The organism is Thalassotalea piscium, assembly GCF_030295935.1.
Classification (GTDB): domain Bacteria; phylum Pseudomonadota; class Gammaproteobacteria; order Enterobacterales; family Alteromonadaceae; genus Thalassotalea_B; species Thalassotalea_B piscium.
Map to the genome: position 1 here is coordinate 2,727,523 of NZ_AP027362.1, position 21,997 is coordinate 2,749,519.

A 21,997-nucleotide genomic window follows, 5' to 3' on the forward strand; every position below is an offset into this window, starting at 1 on the left:
TTGATAGTAGCTCCAGTTTATTAGTGAAATTAATAAATAGAGGGGACGAGGTATCCATTGTCAAAGGTAAGTTAATCATGCAACCTAATAGTGGTTTACCCGTTCCTGTATGCTGGTTAAAGCAAAATAGAACTTTACTGATAAATGACATTTGTAACTTATTCAATTGTATTCCACTACAGTATATCAGCTACACCACGGGGAATTACGGCCAAAATAAAAGCCCAGGTGTAACATTGCAGTTTATTGATTTACTTTCACGCAAAAATGCTTACATTATTTTTAACGCTAACCTAAAAAGAAGTAGAAAAAGTAAATATGGTAAAAAAGGAGATCCCTTACCTAATAAACAGTTTATTGTAGGTGAAAGAAGTAGTTTTTATAAATTTTGGCTTTCTACTGGTTTGGCTTTACCTAAGTCATTATCAAAATTTTACGAATGTATGGGAAAGTTAAAGCAACTAACTTTTACTGGAGAAATAGACTCTAAAGATAGGATTAAAGATAAAAAGTTAACTTTACTTGAAGTTACCTATCATGAAATATTGAATAAGCTTAAGAAGCCTAAAAATGCTCAAGTAACTGAAAGTTTGACCGCTAAGCAATCTCTTACCTTTCACCAAAAAACCGCTAACCAACCACTAATTCTTACCGCTAAGAGTATCTCTCCAGAGCCTACCAGTAAAGGGTTAGCGACCAATAAAAGTACGTGTATCTCAAACCACGGTAATAAGTATATAAGGAAGGAAGTAATAGAAGAGTTTACTAATGCAGATATAAGTACTTTAGATAGTTATAAATATAATCGAACTGAAACCCCGAATAACAAGCCACTAATTAAAAATAAACAACCAGAAGTGCAAACTGTCGATGAATGGCTAGAAGATTGGGAAGCAGCATTTACCTCTGAAGAGTTTAAAGAAGTAATGACAGAATTTAACAAAAATAGTCGTCACTAAAGCCAAAGAAGTTAAATTAATAAGGAAGGCAAACACTCTTCATGTCGACGCTGGATTTGAGACACATCTTTTGCAATAACTTGATTGCCGGTTAATATTGCTGCCATCATAGCCGTCATGCTTAATAAGCCATTTGATGATTTAACAATATCAATGACTAACTGCTCAGGATATCCTGCACCATGCCTTTGCAATGCGTGTATACCGCCGTGAATGTATGAATTTAGCCCTTTCCACTGTACATCCCTAAATTCGTTTAACATCAAGTCAGCTTGTTCAGGGGCTTTACCTTTTAATGCTTTGAGCATTTTCGCGTTAGACGGTTTTTGATCTGCATTTTGCGACAATTCACTCAAAGTCGCCGTTGTATTTTCAATTTTCTCATCACTGGCGGCATAAAGTAACCAAGCAGCACGTGTTAACGCTTCAGATTGAGATATAAATAGCTGACAAATAGTTGCCATGAAGACAACTTTGCCTGGCACTTTCGCTGTGCCCTAAAGCCACTAAGGACATAATCCAACTTGAGTGATACACTTACTTTCATCTGTGGGGCCATAGTTGAAAATACGACTAAACTCGCTACTTAACGTTTCTGATTTTTCTAATAAGTCATCCATAAAGTCTAAACTCCAGCAGGCTTAGTTTTTACTTCTTTATACTTTTTAGATTTTCGCTTAAATGCTCCTAAATCAATATCGGCGGTACTAATAGCGATTTGTCCCACACCATGCACATGAGAAATTAAGCGGTCATAAGGTTGTTTATATGGGGCTTGAATTGTTGAGCCTCCAAACTCGCCAATATTACTAATAACCACATGTTGATACATATGGTATTGCAATGCAGAAGCCATGTTATCAAACGTATTCACATCTTTATTGTGAGCGGCTATTACAAATAATTCTGATTTATCTCGTAAATCAGCGGCTAATCGAATATCGGTAGCATCATAACAAATAGCACCTGTGACGCTAAATGGACCATCAGGGTGGCCATGTACTTTAAGGATATGCTGACAAGGCCTATAGCCAGTAATACCTAACTTTTGCTCTGGTAGAGTCATATTCTCTTTGCCTTGATCTCTGATCACCCATTGTCTGCCACTTTCTCTATAATCTGGAATGAACCATCGGGCAATATTGACTAACTTCCCCTTGTGATCAGTAAACACTAAGCCAGCAAAAACAATTGATTGGGTTTTATCTGCTAGTCTCTTAATAACATCTTGATCATCAATATGAACAGAAACTTCTGGGAATACAATAAGATCAGCAGATGGCTTCTTTTCATCACCATCACCATTTAATTTCGCTTCTAATGTTTTAACCGTAAGCTGACAAACAGCTAATAAATGTTCACGATGTTTAGCCCTAAACGCCTCATTATTTAATTGCACATCAGCGATACTAAAATCTGTAGATCTTGGTAATAATTGCTGAACGGTTACTATTCTGAAGTTTTCCCTTTTATTTGGTCTAAAAACCTCAGTTGGTAATACAGGTAAAGATGAAGACTTACATATCAAACTATTCAAATAAGTTAAGCGTCTTTCTATACAATCAGTAAATGTTTCTAAATCGAGGATTGCACGAACATCTTTATGTTGAACAAAAGTAGATTCAAATCCAGGCCACTGTAAACACCTCATCAACAAATCAGAAAACCACCCACTTACGGTTGCAAACTCACCAATAATGGATTCTGGTGCATGCATCATTCCCATTCTACGTTTATACCAACTTGTTCGTAGCCCTTTGTAAGTGACCGTTTTACTTGCTTTCCAGCGACTACCTGTAAAATCTGCGCCACCTAACACTGAAGCCCTTAAGATTGTACCTATCCAATAGATTATTCTGTTATCTACAGTTAAATTTGTCTCAACCCAATCAGGTATCCTAAACCTTGGATCAATACCTATATCAGACTTAGTTACTTTACATTCAATACTCTTAACTTCAGATAACCAAACTTTATCCCAGTTATATTGCTGGCTTAATTTTACTGTTATTTCGTTAGGTGATTTAGCTATTATTATTGGATTAACCTGCGCTTCTTGAACAAGGCCAAGTGCTAATTTTATTAATGCATGTTCAAACTCAAAACCATTGATGTCAGAACAAATAATTTTAGCCAAAGTTTGTTTTCGAGGCTTGGGCTGTGATGAAATCTGCGGGGCCGCCCATTTCAATTGGGTGGCTATTTCTTTAAAGGCTACTTTTTTATTTAATTGTTTCCAAAGTGCTAGCCAAAAAGGACCACCGCGTTTTGAAAATAATTCTAAAGCACCATAACGTTTGTCACCTAGCGCTTCAATTTGCTCTAAGAACAACGATGCATAAGTATCAAAATTCCCTGTTATTTGCGCGGCAACTTCAAATAATGCACTGCGTTGTGATTGATACACTGAAGCTTTATTAACCAAAATACAGTGAAGATCTTTTTGAATTGAATCATTACCTGTATTACTTAAAATAGGTTTATTGGTAACGGCTAACAACATCAACGCTTGTCGAATAGTAAATGGCGATACATCTTCTTTAGCTATAACTTTTTGAGCATAGCGTGTTAATAGCTCAATTACTGCTGTAGGTTTGATATTTGAAGGGTACGCTATCACCTGAAAATAACCATTGAAATCACTTGCACACCTAAATAAGTCGGCAAGTAAATAATCCATCATTATTTGGGTTGTGCTATCTACGGCTGTTAGAGTTTTAGCAAAACTACTGCGCTCAAATATCGCGTCAAACACCGGTTCAAATAACTCTGCATCAGGGTATATTTCAATAGCTTTTCTCAATACCAAAGCAAGTGATGGATCTTTCATCCACGCGAGAATAAGTTTTTTGGCGAGTAATTCATTACTGCCTTCATGCAAACTTTCGTCAGCATCAATTGAGATAATGCGTCTTTTACTTCTAACAATGCTCTCTAATCTGTTTGCAGCAAATCGCTTTAAAGTATCAGGCCTAATATCATGGTCAAAACTCGATATTTGTAATAAGGCTAAATCAGAATGGTTACTATCAAGCTCTGGCGTAGATTCGTCTTCTATTGTCAGTAAGCTTTCTAAAATACCCGTAGTAGAGTCCAAAACATCACGATCTGCCGGTCCACTTAACTCACCTTGAATCATTTCAATACGGTTAGCCATACTTCCGCTATTATCAAGATCAGATAAAAAAGTAACTTTGGTTTTCTCTTGATTAAGAGTTACATCATCGCCAGCAAAGGTTTTCAAAAGCTTTTCAATAATAGTATTAATGTCTTTTGCCAAGACTTGCGGTGTTATCCCGTCAGCACTAATTACAAGGCGCAAGTCATCTACATAGCGGCAATAATCATGTAAGACAACATTGCCTTTATTTGATAATACCTTACCTATTTTATCACCGAGCTTTTGATCAAAATCTGCTAGATATGCATTAGCGTAAAAACCAGCAGAAACTAACCCTTGTGGTAATCCTTTTTCAATATCGCCTAACTTTAACGTTTTCGCTAAATCAATATCGGCTTGATCCCATTGCCAATGAGTAATGAGCTTAAATGCTGTCCAAAATTCATCACACTCTTCATGCCCAAAGTTTGTTGATATGACTTTAAGACGTTCTATTAACACATTAATATCAATGGTGTTATAAAACTTAGAGAGATCGAGATTTACAATAAAAACATCTTCAGAGCCTAAAGCCTGCGTAGAAACTAAACGACCTAGATCAAGTGGCCGTTTTAAAAAATTCTGATAATCGGTAAAAAACTTACGGTACGTTTCACTATTTCCCCAACGAAACCACGCTTTATCTTTACTATTCCAGTCACAAACTAAACGATTGCCATAACTATAGATTTTACGCGCACGTGCCATTTCAAAGCTTTGATTTTTATTACTACAATTACCTTGTGCCGTTTCTACAGCATCCGCTAAACAAAGCATGGCTGCACTCGCCCATGTCTGATCGCGAATGGTTAAATGAGCAAGTGGTCTTAATGGTACTTTATCAGCTCGCTTTGTTATGTCTTTAGGATGCCACCCCTTGCTATCAAAAAGCCAAGCTTCACTTTTGGCTGCGGGTACTAATTCAAGTTGGTTAAGCGTATTACCTTGTTTAATTTGCCCAGCCCATTTTTTCGCATTGTCTTCAATCGTTAATGCTGAAACATCTAAGGCCAACGTATCGGCATACCAGTTAAAAGAGCGAATATAACCGTGTGTTTTTTTCCACGCTTGGGCTATCACCACTTCATCTGCTAAATAATTAATACTTGGCTTTAACGAGCGATAAAATTCTGTAATTTGTTTCATGTCATCATCCCTGATTGAGTTTATTAACGACTAACTTCTTCAGTTAATGCGTTTTCGACGACGGCATCGGCGAGGTGGAGTTGTGTGGTTTGGGAATTAGCTAGTCGGGTTTTGAGTTGGTCACATAACGCCATCAGTTCATCGACTTTAGCGACGATGCGGTGTTGTTCTGCTAATGGTGGTAAAGCAAAAACTAATTTACGCAAAGCCCCTAATGAAATAAAAGGTTGAGCACCACCTACCGCAGAATCCTGTAGAACACTAGCAAGATTTTCTGTATATATTTTAAAATAATAAGGTTCAGTTGCTGTTTTGTCGTAATATTTAAATAGAGCAACATTTTTTATACTAAATGGTCTTTCATCTTTTACTATCACCTGATTTCCGATGTTCCCTCCAATCATTGAAAACAGGATATCATCCACTTCAACAAGCGATCTTTTACTAATTTCAAAATGATCTTTAGCTGAAATTTTTCTGGCTGACTCAAAGTTTATATCACCCGAATTGAAATCTTTACTCGTTACCAATGGGTAAGTTTCACCACTAATAGCGTCTTTAGGTGAATCATGAGTACCGTCTCGTACATCTATAGAATCTTGCAATCTGCACCATTCCCAACCATTTGGTAATTCAAACGGTTTTTCTTCATCGGTAATTTCAGGTAGTGGCTTTTGTTTTTTGATTTTCTTATTTTTGATCAGTTGGGCTTTTTCTTCGGCGATTTTTTCGAGTAGTTTGCTTGCAGGTTCGTCGCTTGGGTTCTGTGGCACGAGTTTGCCCATGACCGCTAGCTGTAAGATGGTTTGTTTTAGTTGCTCTATGCTGTCTTCGGTGGTGAATAACAGATCAAAGTGCTCGGCGATGCGCAACCAGCTTTGTTGAAAGGAATTTGCTCCTGCCCTATCTTCATTAGATCTGATATTTCCACCATCCATGGCGGTCAAGTCATCTGCATTAACACTTTGGGTTAATGTTTTTAACAATTCTTCCACTAAGGTTTGATGTGATGTTAGGTTTTGTTCAGTTTGTTGCTCTAACTGATCGCACAATGCCATCAATTCATCGACTTTAGCGACGATACGGTGTTGTTCAGCTAGAGGTGGAATAGCAATCATTCCTGAAAAAAATTGTTTATCATTAATTGCCGGATATGCAACACCTGTTTGAACACTTTCCACATAAGAGATGAATATAGGAGAACGTAAATAACGATATATATAGGAAGCTAAAATACCTGGTAATGGATGGATAATAGCAAATGCCGTACTTGCTATAGGTTCTGGCGAAAAATCATCATTAATTACCGCTATATTTAATAAGTATGGTCGTACCGTAGAATAAATCACGGTTCCTTTTTTAACTAATTTTCGAGCTCGTGATGGTGCATTATCAGCCGTCAATATATTTGGAGTATCAATAACTCCTAATTCTTTATTAATTGAGCCGACATCAATATAACTAAACTCTTTATCTGGTGACTTTTGCCCTAAATCATGACCTATATTTTTAAGGTACTCCCATTCCCAACCATTAGGTAATTCAAACGGTTTGTCTTCATCTGCGATTGCTGGTAAAGGCTTTTGCTTTTTGATTTTCTTATCAGCAATCAGTTGTGCTTTTTCTTCTGCTATTTTTTCAAGCAACACGCTAGCAGGTTCATCATTTGGATCTTGTGGTACTAGCTTACCACGCACTGCTAATTCTAAAATCAGTTCACGTAGTTTTTTAATGCCAACTAGCTCAACCTTGCTATTACTGCCACGCCCTTGTGAATTGCGCTTTTGAATGGCACTCGTCCAGACATCAATGTTATCTGTAATTAAGTTGTCAGTAATTAAGTTATCAGTGTTTAATGCTGAAACTGGATTCCCGCCTGCGCGAGAATGACGATTAGATGCCATTACTTCACCTCACTACTTTCAGGTGACAAGGCGTTAGATAAAATACCTTTAAGTTGGTCACGCAGTGCTTGAATATCTGCTTGTTGTTTAGCGTAATCGGCTAAGAGTTCTTGCGGATCATGACTTACGGTTTCTTCAATGTGTGGGTTTTTAATATCAAGGTTAAAATTACGGGCAATAATCTCGTCTATGCTGACTTGCCATGCTTGTTCGGTTTCAACACGTGATGCAAAACCGTCAGCCTCGTTGCCCCACCAGTCTATTTCCGTTTGAAACTCTTCAAATTTCATTGGCTTGGTTTTGTTGTAGTTTTTAACGCCTGCTGGGTATGGATGTTCGTAAAACCAGACGTTTTCAGTGGGCTGACCTTTGGTGAAGAATAATATATTGGTTTTAATGCCCGTGTACGGGTTAAACACGCCGTTAGGTAAACGTACTATGGTGTGTAAATTACATTCTTCGGTCAGTAGTTTTTTAATTTTGGTTTTAACACCTTCACCAAATAACGTACCGTCGGGTAGTACTACCGCAGCACGACCACCTGATTTTCCATTACTTTTATTACTGCCAGGAGAAGCTAATACTTCAATAATAAGCTGTAAAAACAAGTCTGCTGTTTCACGGGTTCGCGTGTCGGCAGGAAAATTTTTCTCAATTCCATCTTCTTCGGTGCCACCAAATGGCGGATTTGTTACGATAACGTCTATTTCATCATCCCAACTTGAAAGTGGTTTATTAAGGGTGTTGCCATGCTTAACTTGTACAGGAACTTCAATACCGTGCAGTAGCATATTGGTGGTACAGAGTAAGTGCGGTAATTGTTTTTTCTCAACACCGTGTATTTGTTTTTGTAAGGTTTGGTGATCTTCCGCTGTTTTAACGTATTTTTCTTTAACATGATCAAAAGCACAGGCTAAAAATCCGCCGGTACCACAGGCAGGGTCCATAATACTTTCACCCAATTGTGGGTCGATACGGTCAACAATAAAACGGGTAATTGCTCTTGGGGTATAAAACTCGCCAGCGTTACCTGCGCTTTGTAAATCTTTTAATATTTGCTCGTATAAATCACCAAAAAGATGACGCTCATTTGAGTCTGTAAAATCTATTTCGTTAAGCTTGTTAATCACTTGGCGCAGTAGCGTACCGTTTTTCATGTAGTTAAAGGCATCACTAAAGGCTTCACGCACCACATAACCACGCGGGTTAAGCTTGATAGGCGCGGTGAGGTTTTTTAAATCAACAAAGAGTTTGTCGTTAACAAATTCAAGTAACTCATCACCTGTAATGCCTTCGTCATCGGCAGCCCAATTTCGCCATAAGTATTCGCTTGGAATTGGCTCTTGGTAGTCGTCTAATTCAAATTCGAGTTCTTCTTCTTGCGCGTCAAATATTTTCAAAAAGAGTAACCACGACATTTGCCCTAGTCGTTGGGCGTCGCCGTCTACACCGGCGTCTTTACGCATAATGTCTTGAATGGATTTTATTACTGAGCTAATTGACATATTTTTCTCTTATTTTAGATTTATCTTGTTTAATACTTTACAAATGTGAGGCGAGTTCTTACACTTTACTTATAAGTGGACTGGGAATGCTCGGTCGGCGCTATATCCTCGGGGAATACCTCGGGGATTTTCGCTTTTTAGGGATAGCACTTTAATCCCCACCCTCTGATATTTCCCTGCGGGCTTCTTCTAAACTTTGTTTCTATTATATCAAATGCCCTATTTGGCTGTGTTGGTTCCATAATATGGCGGCCAATAGGTCGAGCGACCATATCCGCTAATTGCAATCCGGTTGAATTCACTTTTTTGTCTGCGAAAATTATATCTAGCGTTTCAGCCATACCTTTTATTTGGCTTTGATCGAGTAAGCGTCTGAATTCAAGTTCAAGCTCGTTATCTTCTTTTTTGCCTCTGCATTCAAAAACAATATGTGTTTTTTGATTTACCTGTTGCCTTTCTTGTAGAAAGTAAAACACTCGCTCTAACCCAAACTGCATTGCAACATGGTAAGGGTTTTCAATTCGTCCTCGTCTATGGATAAATTTTTGTTTATCAATACACGAAGCCACTAAGGTAAATGGTGCTTCACTCATTATTTGACTTAAGTCAGCCATAAAATGTTGCCGTATATTACTATTTTGCAAAATATTAAATGGAGCAATAGATTTACGTATTTCACGCTCATGTAATATGGTCATGTCGTGACCAAAGTAATTAAACTTAAACTGTTGAACGGCTGGCGTTGTTTGCTTGATATATTGTTGTTTTTCAAAAATGCAGAATGCCAAAACAAACACAGGAAAGTCTGCATCAATCGTCGCTAAGCTGTGATCACCAGCTTCATCTACATACACTATATATTCACTAAAAGACACGTGTCATTCCTGCTTTTGACTAACATCATTTGAATGAGAACTAGCTTATTAAGCTGATTTATCTGCATTATGATAAAGTTCGCTTTCTAATTCGGTAATGGCTTGATCATACTCTTTTCTGCCGCCAAAGGCTTTCTTTGCTATCTCCATTGGCTTGCCCATTTGATTAAATGGTTGAACTTTAAGCACATGAATGCTTTCAATTTCACTCACGCCAGCATCTGCATATTTATCAAGCAAGTTACTTAACACCGTTTGTGCTTGCTCTGAGTATTTAGTGAAGTAGTTACGCTTTTTCACGTTATTAGCACGTTCTTTACGGGTTAATGGTGGTTGGTCGAAAGCAACATGACAAATTAGGTCAAAGGGATCTAAATCTTTACTAATATCGTCTTCCAGTGCTTGCCAAATTACGCCTTCATTGGCGAGTTCATCAATAATGCTTTGTTTACGCTCTGCTTCGTTCCATTTACGGGTAAAGTCATCAAGTGAGGCAAATTGCTTTTGTATGGTTTTACGGGTGTAATCTTTAAAGGATTCGGTCACTAACTTACCGTCGCTATCGTAATACTGAACACGCTCTGCCATTTTTTTAACTGTTACGCCTGAGATATGAAACTTGATGAAAGGTTTCTTTTCATCGTCATCGGTTATTGGACCATTATAAGTTTCGTCCCAGTCGCCATCAACTTGCGGTACATCCGGGTCGGTTGGTTCATTAGATGTTGTTTTATAATCAGGTGTTTCTATGTCGCTAATTGAAGCATCTGGTGCGATTTCACCATCAATATCACCCTCGCCATCAATAATGTCTGTTGATTTTTTTTCCATAACTTGAACGGGTTCGCCATCGAAGTTTTCATCTGCAAACAGCTCGGTGGCTTTTTTGAAATCTAATATGGTGAACCAGAGTTTATTAAATTTATCGTCTATACGTGTGCCACGACCAATAATTTGTTTGAACTTGGTCATTGATTGTATATTTTGGTCGAGTACGATCAGCTTACAGGTTTTCGCATCGACACCTGTGGTCATTAGCTCGGATGTAGTGGCTATTACTGGATAAGCTTTTTTAGGGTTCATGAAGTTTTCAAGCTGGTTTTTGCCTAACTCATCATCACCCGTAATTTTCATCACGTATTTTTCGTTTTTAGCTACTTGCTCAGGGTTTAAATTTACTAAAGCTCTACGCATACGTTCAGCGTGATTAATATCGTTACAAAAAACGATGGTTTTGGCCATTGGGTCGGTACGTTTAAGATAACTGGTAATAGTTTCAGCCACTAGCTGTGTACGTTCATCAATAACTAAGGTTCGGTCAAAATCTTTTTGGTTATAAATGCGGTCGTCAATTAACTCGCCGTGATTATCGGTTTGCCCTTTGGTCGGTCGCCAGCCTTGCATATCTACATCAATATCGACACGAATGACCTTATAGGGCGACAAGAAACCATCTTCAATACCTTCTTTGAGTGAGTAAGTATAAACAGGCTCTCCGAAGTAATCGATATTAGATACTTCGTCAGTTTCTTTCGGTGTAGCCGTAAGACCAATTTGAGTGGCCGATGCAAAATACTCTAATATTTCACGCCATGCGCTATCATCAGCTGCACTACCGCGATGACACTCATCAATAACGATGAGATCGAAGAAGTCTGGACTCACTTGTTTGAACGCTTTTTGGTGTTCTTCAGGCCCTGACAGAGCTTGGTATATGCCTAGGTGAACTTCGTACGCAGGATCAACCTTGCGACCAGTAATTTTGGTCATGGAGTCACCAAAGGGTAAAAAGTCTTTTCGCTTTGGGTCATCTATAAGTACATTTCGATCTGCCAGAAAGAGAATTCGTTTCTTCTTCTTAGCTTTCCATAAGCGCCATGCTATTTGGAATGCGGTATAAGTTTTACCTACACCTGTGGCCATAACCAAAAGGATCCGATTCTCACCTTTAGATATTGCTTCTATGGTTTTATTGATGGCTTGTAGTTGGTAATAGCGAGGCGCTTTATCAGTACCGTCGTCGTAGAAATCTTGCGTAATATAGCTAAGTTGTTCTGTGGTGTAGCCTTTGAAAATACAGTACTTGTTCCATAGCTGTTGTGGTGATGGAAACTCATCAAGACTAAGCTCCGTTTCCAGTTTGCCACCAGTGGCTGGGGCTGTTTTATCGTGAAAAATAAAACCATCACCGTTTGAGGCAAAAATAAACGGCACGTCTAATAAACGCGCGTAGTCTAAGCCTTGTTGAATGCCCTTGCCTACTTCATGCTTATTTGCTTTAGCTTCAATCACAGCTAATGGCATACTTGGTTTATGGTATAAAACGATATCAGCAGACTTGACGGTTTTACGCATACCGACTTGACCACGAACAATTACTTTACCATCACGTAATTTAACTTCTTGGCGAATTTGTTTCATCAAGTTCCAACCAGTGCTTAGCACTGCGGGCATGATAAATTTGCTGATAATGTCGGTTTCGCTGAGCTTCTTTTTGTCCATAATTTAGTCTTGTTAGTACGGCATTGTCCCTGATGGACTATAAAGTGCAGTTTTTAGTACAATTTGTCAATTCATAAGCCGGTTAAATTAAGTTAAGTTTTTATGTAGCGCTAGAGTGAAATGCTCACAAAAACAATAAAACGTCAGCTGCTAATTAATTACTTATCTTCAACTCGCTAGCCTATATTTCTAGTATACTAATTGGATAATATTGACTGCTAAATGCTTTAAACATGAATAAAAGAGAGTGGGAACAAATAAAATTTAATTTTGCAATTGAATACAATAGAACAGGTGTTAGTGTTTTATCTTGGTGCAAAGAAAATCAATTAAACTATGATACTGCTCGTAGACATTTAAAAATTAAGAATGCCAAATTACTTAACTTTACACCCTCTGAGCTAAAAAAAAGAAAAAGAAGACGTGGTCCTCCACTAGGATCGCAAAACGCATTAAAGCACGGCGGTTATTCAAACATATTTTGCAATATAACGAATCAAAAAGTTGTAGCTATTACAGAAGAAGATGAACTATGCCTTTCAAGAATTAGAATTCATAAGGCAATGCAAGCTATAAATAAGTTACAAGAAAAACTGCAAACAAATATTCGGGTTGAAACTTGTATAAAATTAATGAACGCTTTATTTCTTGTCGAACAATCAATTGATAGATGTATTGGTAAAATTGAACTCATAAAGAGAACTTCATCAAAGACTCGAATTGAAAAACAACGAAATTACGATTTAAATCATAATAGTCAACTACAACAAACATAACTCAACCTATTAAAATAAAACAAAAAATCTATATTTCTCACTCAAAAATACTGCGCATTAAAATTCTTTATTTGCGCATTTTGATTAAAAATATTTTCCTTATCAACATAGAGTAATACTCACAATTTTAGTTTATGCTTTATTTTTAGGTTAATATTGAAAGTAAAGGTTTACGAATTAATGTGTGTATTAAAAACTTGGTAGGAGAGGTAATACAATGGTATTTATAATTATTGGATTGTTTATATTCATTCTATGTTTCGTATTTTTACGAATGAGAGCAAATAAAAATACTAATAAATTAATTCAACAATCTAGATGTGGGCAACACGATATTGAAGATGCTATTGATGACTATATAAGTATCAGCTTAGTTGATGGTAGTCGCATTACTAATGCTTATTCTGACACTATTATTAGATACAACACATCAGATAAATAGCTAAAACAGCCAATTTAATAATCTTTTATAAAAATGATGATATTACTTTTTAGTAACACCAAATGTAACAACGCAACAACAATAAAAACAAAAACGCATTAAAAAACAAACCGTTACGCATTTAATTCAGATGACGCCAGCCCACCACTTTGATAAATAAAGCCACTTTTAGTGGCTTTTTTTATGCCTAAAATACTTTATATACTAATTAACCTGAGTTCGGGATAAGCTAAGCACACCAAAGCTAAGATTTTCGTGCGTATCTGCGTATAATTTGCTACTAATAGCCAGCTATTAGGTACACAAATTAGCCTTGATTCACACAAAACTTTTAGCATTGGTTGAGTTACAATGCACCTAGTATTTTTATAAAGTCACCTAAAACATTGTAAAATATCATTTAAAATCTTTTTATGCACATCCATTATCCCGAACTCAGGTTAATTAATTTATACCAGTTTCATTAATTAGTATTTTTTGTAACAATTTAACTACTTTAAACAACAAGTCCAAGATGAAAATCAAGGTGGGTTAATGTAAGGTTTACTCACTTATAAATGCTATCAACAAATATAAATAATAAAAGGATTGATATGAAATTCAAACTTACTGCCGCATTGTTACTGGGTTTATGTGGCTCTGCTGTTGCATCTACTGGTTATTATCGTTCACCCGATATAAATAACAACACGCTTGTTTTTACCGCTGAGGGTGATCTCTGGGTAAAAGAGTTAAATCAAGTGCAAGCCCGCCGATTAACCACTCATCCTGCAGAAGAAACCCAAGCAGCTATTTCAGATGATGGTAAACAAGTTGCTTTTGCTGCAAATTATGAAGGAGCAACTGAGGTTTACGTAATTGGCATTAACGGAGGCATTGCAAAACGAGTAAGTTTTGAAAATAGCGCCGTACGGGTTCAAGGTTGGACCTCTAAAGGAGAAATTTTATACAGCACCAATAATCGTGTTGGGCCAACAGGTAACTGGACACTGCGCCAAGTTAACCCCGATACATTAATAGCACAATCTATCCCTTTAGCCGATGCTGTAGAAGGCACTATTGATCAGCATAATAAACATGTTTATTTTGTTCAGTTTGGACTGCAAGTGTCTACCGACAATGCCAAGGTTTACCGAGGTGGTGCAAAGGGCGAAATGTGGTCTTATCAATTAGGTACAAAGACTGAAGCAAAAAAATTAACCGCAGATCATATTGGCTCTGTACGTCAGCCAATGGTATACCAAAACAAGCTTTATTTTGTTAGCGATGCCAGCGGTAACGATAACATTTGGTCTATGAACTTAGATGGAAGCAATAAAACACAAGTGACAACTTATAAAGAATGGCCTGTTCGTTCTGCTAAGTTAGATCAGGGCAAAATTGTTTATCAGTTAGGGGCTGATATTAAATTACTCAATTTAGCTCAAACAAAAAGTGAAACTTTAGCTATTGAGATCACCTCTGATCTACCCAATTTACGGGAACACTGGCTAAACACCCCATTAAAGTATGCTAGCTCAACTCGTTTGGCAGCCGACTTTGATAAAGTGGTGATTACTGCCCGAGGCAGAGTCGCAATTGCGAGTATTGATAAGTCTAGATTAGTAGAAGTTGCAACGGATCCTGAATCTAGAACGCGAAACGCAATATTAAGCCATGACGGTAAATGGGTCTATGCTATTAATGATGCCAGTGGTGAGTTAGAAATTTGGAAGTATGCTGCAGATGGTTCAAACAATGCTAAACAGCTTACGAGCGATGGCGCTATTTTCCGCTGGGACCTTTCACTTTCTCCCGATGGAAAATGGCTTGCTCATGATGACATGAATGGTGACCTTTGGTTACTTAATATAGAGAGTGGCTCAAATAAAAAGATTATCACTCAGGGCGCTGGCCTAAGTCCTTACTCAAGAGTTGTATGGTCTGCTGACAGCCAATTATTAGCAACCACAAGATCTGACCAAAACGACGAAAGAAGCCGAGTACTACTTTATTCACTAGCTGAAGATAAGCAAGTTACCTTAACCAGTGACAAGTATAATTCGTTTTCACCCGCTTTTAGTCCTGATGGCAACTGGATTTACTTTTTATCAGACCGGGCCTTTACTGCTAGCCCTAGCTCACCATGGGGTGACAGAAATTTAGGCACAATGTTCGACAGAAGAACTGAAGTATTTGCTTATGCACTGAAAAAAGATGCTCAATTTCCATTTCAAACACCTAATGAACTAATGAAAAATAGTGATGAAAATAACGAAAAATCAGACACTAAAAAAGATAAACCGAAAAAAGCGAGTAAAGCTAACTTAGTAGACTGGAAAGGGCTAACTAACCGTCTTTGGCAAGTACCTGTTGCATCGGGCAATTATTATAATTTAGCAATGAATGACAAGTTTTTATATGTAATTGACCGCATTAACGAACCTAAAAGTAAGCCAAGTATTAAGTCAATAAAAATTAAAGCCTCTCCCGAGCTTGAAACATTTGCAGGCAATGTAGACACCTACAGTCTTTCAGATAATGGCAAAAGAATGTTTGTAAAACAGCAAGGCGGTAATAATAGTAAATTATTTATTGTTGATGCCGGCGCAAAGATGGCTAAAGATCTTAAAGACTCAGCAGTAATCACTAGAGATTGGCAATTACTTATTAACCCAAGACAAGAGTGGAATCAAATTTTTCATGATGCTTGGTTAATGCATAGAGACTCATTTTTTGATAAAAATATGCGGGGCCTAAATTGGCAAGCGACCAAAAAGAAATACCTACCTTTACTTAATAGAATTACTGATCGCTACGAACTCAATGATATCTTTAGCCAAATGATGGGCGAGCTTAATGCGCTACATTCTCAGGTTAGAGGTGGTGATGTTGCTAAAGATCCTAATAGTGCCAAAACCGCATCTTTAGGTGCTATTTTAGCACAAGTTAAAGATGGTGTTCAGATAGAGCATATTTATCAGTTTGACCATGAACTACCAAACCAAGCAGCGCCATTATTACGCCCTGGAGTGAATGCACAAAACGGAGATGTGATAACGGCAATTAATGGCATAAAAACCACCTCAATTGCACAAATCAATAATTTATTGCGTAACCAAGCAGGTAAGCAAGTACTACTTTCGCTGAAACGGAAGAAACAAACGTTGAAAACAGTTGTTACTCCAGCATCAGCCAGGCAAGACAGTCGTTTTCGCTACAACGATTGGGTTAATAACAACCGCGTGAAAGTGAACAAGGCAGATGAAAAAATTGGCTACTTGCACTTACATGCCATGGGCTCTAGCGATATTGCGAGTTTTGCTCGTGAGTTTTACGCTAATTACAACAAGCATGGCTTAATTATAGATGTTAGACGTAACCGCGGCGGCAATATTGACAGTTGGATTATTGAAAAGCTATTACGACGCGCATGGATGTTTTGGCAAGCACCTATTGGCGCTCCAAATACTAATATGCAACAAACTTTTCGTGGTCATTTAGTAGTGTTAGCCGATCAATACACCTATTCTGACGGAGAAACGTTCACTGCAGGTATAAAAGCTCTTAACCTTGCCCCTGTTATTGGTAAGCAAACAGCAGGCGCTGGCGTTTGGCTGCGTGGCATGAATAGATTGGTAGACAATGGCATGGCTCGTGTTGCAGAATTCCCACAATACGCTATGGATGGTCGGTGGGTAGTTGAAGGAAGTGGTGTAACACCAACAATTGAAGTAGATAACTTACCCCATGAAACCTTTAATGGAAAAGATGCACAATTAGAATTTGCGATAAAGTATTTACAAGATGAAATGAAAAAGTCGCCTATTCTGCCGTTAAAAGCGCAACCTTTCCCTAAAAATCCAATACCGGCAGCAGATATACTGCCAAATTAAGGGGTGTATAAAGAGTTAAGCGCCATTTTAGCCCATCGTTCAAAAACGTTGGGCTAAAATTTCTTTCTTTGTCCTTGCTTTGCTCTTGATAAGTCACAGCAACGTCTAGGTAAAGTCAAAAGTTAGTTTATAAAACATCTGACTATTGCACTACAAAACACGCTAGTTATCGCTGTTTTTTCTTACGACTAATTGCGGGTATACTAAAAACCTCTTCTTTTTCCCCTTTTCTAACTGACTGTAAAAATGCTTTAGCTTCTAAACGCTGTTCAGTGGTTTTACCAAACACCTCTAAATGCGCTTGATTCATTAACTGCTGAGCGTCAGCATGAGAGAGTATATTTAAAAACTGCCCCGCATTGATAAAACCTTGCAGTCGATTTTTCTTTTCAGTTTCAATCTCCCCACTGCTTAACTGGGTAAAGTAGGCTAAAAATTGTCGATAACATTCATTTATATATGCTTGTTTATCTATAGTCATTGTTTCTCTTTCGTCGCTACAAGGTTTCTAAGAGTAATTTTGCATCTTCAAGCTCTTTAAACGATTGACCGCTAAGCACTGATTCACTAAGCAGTTTTTTTGCCTCTTCTACCCTTTGTAATTTAACTAAAGTATAGGCTAAATGGTACTTCAATTCGGCATTGCCTGAGTCTTTAGACAGGGCTTGGCGATATAAAGGTAATGCTTGTTGGTATGCACCGTTTAAGCTATATGTCCAAGCTAGCGTATCAATAATGGCGTTGTTATTAGGTAATGCCTTAAATGCTTTCTCGGCATTGACTTGAGCCTGTTGAAATTGTTTCAAGCTAATTTGTATCTGTGCTAAGTTATTAAGTAGTATCGGCATTTCACCATATGTTTCTACTAGCATTTGATAATATTCAGCTGCTTTCGTTAGGTTATTTTGGGCCGAGTATGTATCTGCAATGGCAATATGTGCAACTAAATCATTTGGTGCTGTATTAATCCAATTACTTAACAAAGTTAACGAATCATCAAAACGCAGTTTTTCATTGTAAATTCGATACAAACCAAAAACTGCAGGTCGTGTTTGTTGGTGTTTTAATGAAGCATTATAATGAGTAATAGCCTGTTTAGATTGATCTGAAAAGCGCGCTAAGTCTCCTGCTAAACGTTCTAATAGTGCGGCGTCATTAACTTTCGTATTGATATTTTCAAGTAATTTAGTCGCTAAAATTGTTTTGTTATTTTTCAACAGTAGATCAAATAGCGTTAAGTAATGACTTAAGTCTTGCTCATTCCATGAGATTGCTCGCTGTAGACTTAGTATTGCGCCATCAATATTATTCATCTTAATTTGAGCGTCAGCATAAACCCCGTAAACATGCGACTTGTTGTTACTATTTTTAATCGATAATACGTAGGCGTTATCGGCTTCTTTGTAGTTCTTAACAGACATATAGAGATTGGCTAGCGCTAAGTAAATACTGCCCTCTTTATTGTTTCTCGCCAGAAACTCTTTAGCGATAGATATTGCTTTAGTGATCTCTCCTTTAAGCACAAAAACACCAAGAACATTCGTAATAGCGTCATGGTTATTTCTATTTTGGCTATAGGCTTTTTCAAAATAAGTTGTGGCATTATCTAAGTCGCCTGAGCGTTGGTATAAGCTACCTAATTCAATAAACAGAGATGCCGGTGGAGTTGGTTGTTCTTGTATTTTTGACTGTATACGTTCAATGGCACTGCTAATATTTCCTTCCACTACATCAATACGGGCTAGATGAATAATCGTAATTAAATTGTTAGGATCGAGTTTTTCAGAAGTAAGTAAAGCCTGCTTCGCTTCTTTATGTTTGCCTAAAACGCCCAATAATATACCACGTTGTTGATGAAAATAACTCGACGTTGGATCCAAGGTTATCAATTGTTCAACAGTATCAAGTGCTTCACTGTATTGATTATTATTTTTATAAGCACTAGCCAGTAATAATAAAACATCTTCACTCTCTGTTGTTTTCATAATGTTAAGAATGTTTTCTATCGCTAGTTGGTTTTGACCCGTTAGCACTTGCAAGTTGGCTAAGTCGTATAATGCTTCAGGTTCCTCATTATTAACACTTACAACATCCATATAGTATTGTTGGGCTTTTTCAACCTCTCCTAAATTAAGTAAGGTATGCCCTAGTAACGACCATGTTTCGATATCCTCTGGCGCAATTAGTCGTGCTTTAATTAAATATGTTTTTGCCATTGCATACTGATTAAGTGCCATTTCCGTTCTTGCCAGCAATTTAAGCGCTCTGGGGTCATCATTTATAATATCAATGTAACGGTTCAGAACGTCTTGCGCTTTACGGTATTCTTGTTGTTGAAAGCTAACAATACCGGCTAAGTACAAATAAACTGGGTTTTGCTGCATAACATCGTTTGGTAACCCCGAAAGCACTAAGTTTAAATGCTCAACTGTGGCTTCACTGGTACTTAAATCGCCCAGCGCGGCAGATGCGACAACTTTTAAGTAATTAGCTTTTGGCTCGTTAGGAATTTCTTTGAGGATCACATCAACATCAGCGAGCGCTAACGAGAACTTATTCTGTTCAATGTATAGGCTTGCTCTTGTAAGTAGCGCAGGAAAGTTTTGATTATTCAGTTCGATAACCTGAGAAATTATTGTCAGTGCTTCTTCTACATTACCTTCACTTTGTTCGATATTAGCTAACATTACCAATGCATTACTATTGATAGGTGAAAAAGTTAGCACGCTATTAATATATACTCTGGCTTGCGCATATTGATACTTTAATAAATGAACTTGCCCCATACCTAGCAATGCTTGTATATTTTTTCCAGAATAGTCGAGTGCTTGTTGATATACAGCTTTGGCTTGCTCTATTTCATTTAATTCAACATGAGCACGTCCTTTAAGCACTAGCAACTTACTTTGTAATGACGCATTAGCAAAATCAGTATGCTCGTTATTAATAACTTGCTTATACTTTTGCTGTAATAAATACGCCTCTAATAACAAAGGTAATATTTTTTTTTCATCAGCATCTAGTTGACGTGCTTTTAGTAGCGAGTCTTCAGCCGCGGCCCCATCACCTTTGGCAATGTAAACTTCTGCTAATAAAACGAGTGATGGTAAGTGGTTCGGCTGATTTTGTAAGGCATTTTTTAAATGAATAATTGCTGCATTAAGTTCTGAGCCATAAAAGCTTTTTAACGCCTCTTCATAAGGCTGATTGCTTGTTTGCTCTGTGAATGCAAACGATGGTTGAGCAAACACCACCGCACCCAACAATAATAGTTTTTTAAGTTTATTGTTTACTGCCATAATACCATTACCTACAAGAAATTATTCTCTAAGTAGGTTAGAATACTGTGAGTATCGGTAAATATCTAGCACTGACGTATATAATTGAATTTAACTGATTGCCGCTTGCTAAGAATGTATTTACTCAAGTGTCGAAAAAATTTACAATTACCTTATTAATAGGTAGATAAAAACTTATAAAAAAAAGTAAAACCATGTATTTAAAAGAAAAAATAAATTACGGTCTAATTTTTGCTTATATCAAGTAATAGCGTATTTAGTTAATTAGTATTAACAGGAAAGAATTATGAAGTATTTTAAATGGATTGCAGCAATCGCTTTTTCAGCATCAAGCTTAACGGCTGTTGCCGCTGATATTCCAGCAACAACAATTATGGATAACTATATTGGCGCGGGATATTCTGGCGATGTTTACGGCCAAGATAAGTATTATGATATAGATAAAATGGTAGTAAGCCGCACAGGCAGCATATTAAGCGTGAATATTTTTACTGCGTTTTACAACGATATTAACACCAATGGTGTAAAACTTGGTGATTTGTTTATGGCTACCACTAATGATGGTAGTAACCCTTGGAACCCAACTACAGGCCAGCCACATGGTGGAGATTTATTTTCAAAAGATTACCACAATAGCAATACAGGCACTAACTGGAATTATGCCTACGACCTAGGGGGTGACCGTTATAAAAGTTATGGCCAAGGGCGGTTAAAGTCCGGTTTTGATAATAATGACGTATATACTGCAAACCAATTATTGGGTAGTGGAGTAAGAACTAATCAAGCGGTAATGCTGCACGATAAAAGCAACCAAACTACTCATAGTCAATCAAACTGGAATGTGGGTGGCTATTCATACACCAAAAACAATATTTATTACGGTAACGTTAGCTTTTCTTTTGATGTAGCTGGCACAGCTTTAGAAACAGCAAATCAAATTGCATTTCGTTGGGCAATGACTTGTGCAAACGACATTATTGAAGGATTAGTATCTGTGACTCCTCCAGGCGGCGGTGGTGACAACAGTACTGTTGTACCAGAGCCACAAACCATTATGATCATGTTACTTGGTTTAGCAGGTATTGCGTATCGTCGCAAAGTAAAATAATTAAAAATATAGTAGTAAAAAAGCGACTTTGTGTCGCTTTTTTTGTGTCTAATTTTTACCTCTAACCTTTTAATAACATGTCTTTTAAGTTATTTTCCTCCCTATTAAAATTACAGATTTAGAGGCCATGTAATGATTCAAACTGGCTGCTGCTTTAACTATCAAAAAGCTTCGCAAGCGAGCAATAGTGAATATTTATTATTATTGCTCGCTCTAATTCTCGCCATTACTGTACTTATACCAGTTTCATTAATTAAGTGATCTATTTTATACGCAGTGAAAACAGTCAAATACAAGGCATTTATTTTCATAACTAGTTGTTCAGGGCAATAATGCTCCTGCATTACCCACATAAGCTACATCCTTGTAGCGATAATTATAAAATAAATAACGCAGTAGTTGACTGTTTTAGCCAGTAGAAATGTTCACATAATTAGTGAGATTGG

The 21,997-nt window shown here is 37.3% G+C and carries 13 protein-coding genes; 4 read left to right on the forward strand and 9 right to left on the reverse strand.

Annotated features, from left to right (window positions below; genetic code table 11):
- The first annotated feature begins 77 nt into the window (after window positions 1–77).
- A complete protein-coding gene (locus QUD79_RS12020; RefSeq protein ID WP_184424158.1) occupies window positions 78–959 on the forward strand; it encodes a hypothetical protein in 882 nt (293 codons plus the stop codon).
- 11 nt (window positions 960–970) lie between these two features.
- Here the strand turns inward: QUD79_RS12020 and QUD79_RS12025 are convergent, their stop codons facing one another.
- The 6 genes from QUD79_RS12025 to hsdR form a co-directional block, all read right to left on the reverse strand.
- Window positions 971–1,423 carry a DUF6988 family protein gene (locus tag QUD79_RS12025; RefSeq protein WP_246454941.1) on the reverse strand — a complete coding sequence of 151 codons (453 nt, stop codon included), beginning with the start codon at window positions 1,421–1,423 and terminating at the stop codon, window positions 971–973.
- Window positions 1,424–1,584: 161 nt separating this feature from the next.
- On the reverse strand, window positions 1,585–5,265 hold the full coding sequence (locus tag QUD79_RS12030; RefSeq protein ID WP_184424157.1) for a reverse transcriptase domain-containing protein: 3,681 nt from the start codon (window positions 5,263–5,265) through the stop codon (window positions 1,585–1,587).
- A gap of 23 nt (window positions 5,266–5,288) precedes the next feature.
- The gene (locus QUD79_RS12035) at window positions 5,289–7,169 is read right to left on the reverse strand and encodes a restriction endonuclease subunit S (RefSeq protein ID WP_184424156.1); all 1,881 of its coding nucleotides are present in this window, start codon (window positions 7,167–7,169) and stop codon (window positions 5,289–5,291) included.
- On the reverse strand, window positions 7,169–8,674 hold the full coding sequence (locus QUD79_RS12040; protein ID WP_184424155.1) for an N-6 DNA methylase: 1,506 nt from the start codon (window positions 8,672–8,674) through the stop codon (window positions 7,169–7,171). Before QUD79_RS12040 ends, QUD79_RS12035 begins: the two co-directional genes overlap by 1 nt.
- A 137-nt stretch (window positions 8,675–8,811) precedes the next feature.
- Complete coding sequence (locus tag QUD79_RS12045; RefSeq protein WP_184424154.1) at window positions 8,812–9,549, reverse strand: DUF3800 domain-containing protein; 738 nt, start codon at window positions 9,547–9,549, stop codon at window positions 8,812–8,814.
- A gap of 48 nt (window positions 9,550–9,597) precedes the next feature.
- Window positions 9,598–12,051: an EcoAI/FtnUII family type I restriction enzme subunit R gene (hsdR, locus tag QUD79_RS12050; RefSeq protein WP_221435174.1), complete on the reverse strand. Its 2,454-nt coding sequence runs from the start codon at window positions 12,049–12,051 to the stop codon at window positions 9,598–9,600.
- A gap of 233 nt (window positions 12,052–12,284) precedes the next feature.
- On the opposite strand from hsdR, the gene QUD79_RS12055 reads away from it, so the two are divergent.
- Window positions 12,285–12,827 (forward strand): hypothetical protein, encoded by a 543-nt coding sequence (locus QUD79_RS12055; RefSeq protein WP_184424153.1) that lies wholly within the window; start codon window positions 12,285–12,287, stop codon window positions 12,825–12,827.
- A 1,035-nt stretch (window positions 12,828–13,862) separates the two neighbouring features.
- The gene (locus QUD79_RS12060; protein WP_184424152.1) at window positions 13,863–17,144 is read left to right on the forward strand and encodes a S41 family peptidase; all 3,282 of its coding nucleotides are present in this window, start codon (window positions 13,863–13,865) and stop codon (window positions 17,142–17,144) included.
- A 166-nt stretch (window positions 17,145–17,310) separates the two neighbouring features.
- Here QUD79_RS12060 and QUD79_RS12065 read toward each other — a convergent pair whose 3' ends face one another.
- Entirely contained in the window at window positions 17,311–17,625 is a 315-nt protein-coding gene (locus QUD79_RS12065) for a hypothetical protein (RefSeq protein WP_184424151.1), read from the reverse strand.
- A gap of 16 nt (window positions 17,626–17,641) precedes the next feature.
- On the reverse strand, window positions 17,642–20,443 hold the full coding sequence (gene prsT / locus QUD79_RS12070) for an XrtA/PEP-CTERM system TPR-repeat protein PrsT (protein WP_184424150.1): 2,802 nt from the start codon (window positions 20,441–20,443) through the stop codon (window positions 17,642–17,644).
- Between the two features lie 286 nt (window positions 20,444–20,729).
- Between prsT and QUD79_RS12075 the strand changes: the two genes are divergently transcribed.
- On the forward strand, window positions 20,730–21,551 hold the full coding sequence (locus QUD79_RS12075) for a PEP-CTERM sorting domain-containing protein (RefSeq protein WP_184424149.1): 822 nt from the start codon (window positions 20,730–20,732) through the stop codon (window positions 21,549–21,551).
- 161 nt (window positions 21,552–21,712) lie between these two features.
- On the opposite strand, the gene QUD79_RS12080 is transcribed toward QUD79_RS12075, so the two are convergent.
- Entirely contained in the window at window positions 21,713–21,904 is a 192-nt protein-coding gene (locus QUD79_RS12080; RefSeq protein WP_184424148.1) for a hypothetical protein, read from the reverse strand.
- Window positions 21,905–21,997: the final 93 nt, after the last annotated feature.

Excerpts from the sequence above, each read along its gene's own strand:
- QUD79_RS12020 (WP_184424158.1), top strand. The coding sequence starts at position 78 with ATGCAACCTAATAGTGGTTTACCCGTTCCTGTATGCTGGTTAAAGCAA.
- QUD79_RS12025 (WP_246454941.1), bottom strand. The coding sequence starts at position 1,423 with ATGGCAACTATTTGTCAGCTATTTATATCTCAATCTGAAGCGTTAACA.
- QUD79_RS12030 (WP_184424157.1), bottom strand. The coding sequence starts at position 5,265 with ATGAAACAAATTACAGAATTTTATCGCTCGTTAAAGCCAAGTATTAAT.
- QUD79_RS12035 (WP_184424156.1), bottom strand. The coding sequence starts at position 7,169 with ATGGCATCTAATCGTCATTCTCGCGCAGGCGGGAATCCAGTTTCAGCA.
- QUD79_RS12040 (WP_184424155.1), bottom strand. The coding sequence starts at position 8,674 with ATGTCAATTAGCTCAGTAATAAAATCCATTCAAGACATTATGCGTAAA.
- hsdR (WP_221435174.1), bottom strand. The coding sequence starts at position 12,051 with ATGGACAAAAAGAAGCTCAGCGAAACCGACATTATCAGCAAATTTATC.
- QUD79_RS12055 (WP_184424153.1), top strand. The coding sequence starts at position 12,285 with ATGAATAAAAGAGAGTGGGAACAAATAAAATTTAATTTTGCAATTGAA.
- QUD79_RS12060 (WP_184424152.1), top strand. The coding sequence starts at position 13,863 with ATGAAATTCAAACTTACTGCCGCATTGTTACTGGGTTTATGTGGCTCT.
- QUD79_RS12065 (WP_184424151.1), bottom strand. The coding sequence starts at position 17,625 with ATGACTATAGATAAACAAGCATATATAAATGAATGTTATCGACAATTT.
- prsT (WP_184424150.1), bottom strand. The coding sequence starts at position 20,443 with ATGGCAGTAAACAATAAACTTAAAAAACTATTATTGTTGGGTGCGGTG.
- QUD79_RS12075 (WP_184424149.1), top strand. The coding sequence starts at position 20,730 with ATGAAGTATTTTAAATGGATTGCAGCAATCGCTTTTTCAGCATCAAGC.
- QUD79_RS12080 (WP_184424148.1), bottom strand. The coding sequence starts at position 21,904 with ATGTGGGTAATGCAGGAGCATTATTGCCCTGAACAACTAGTTATGAAA.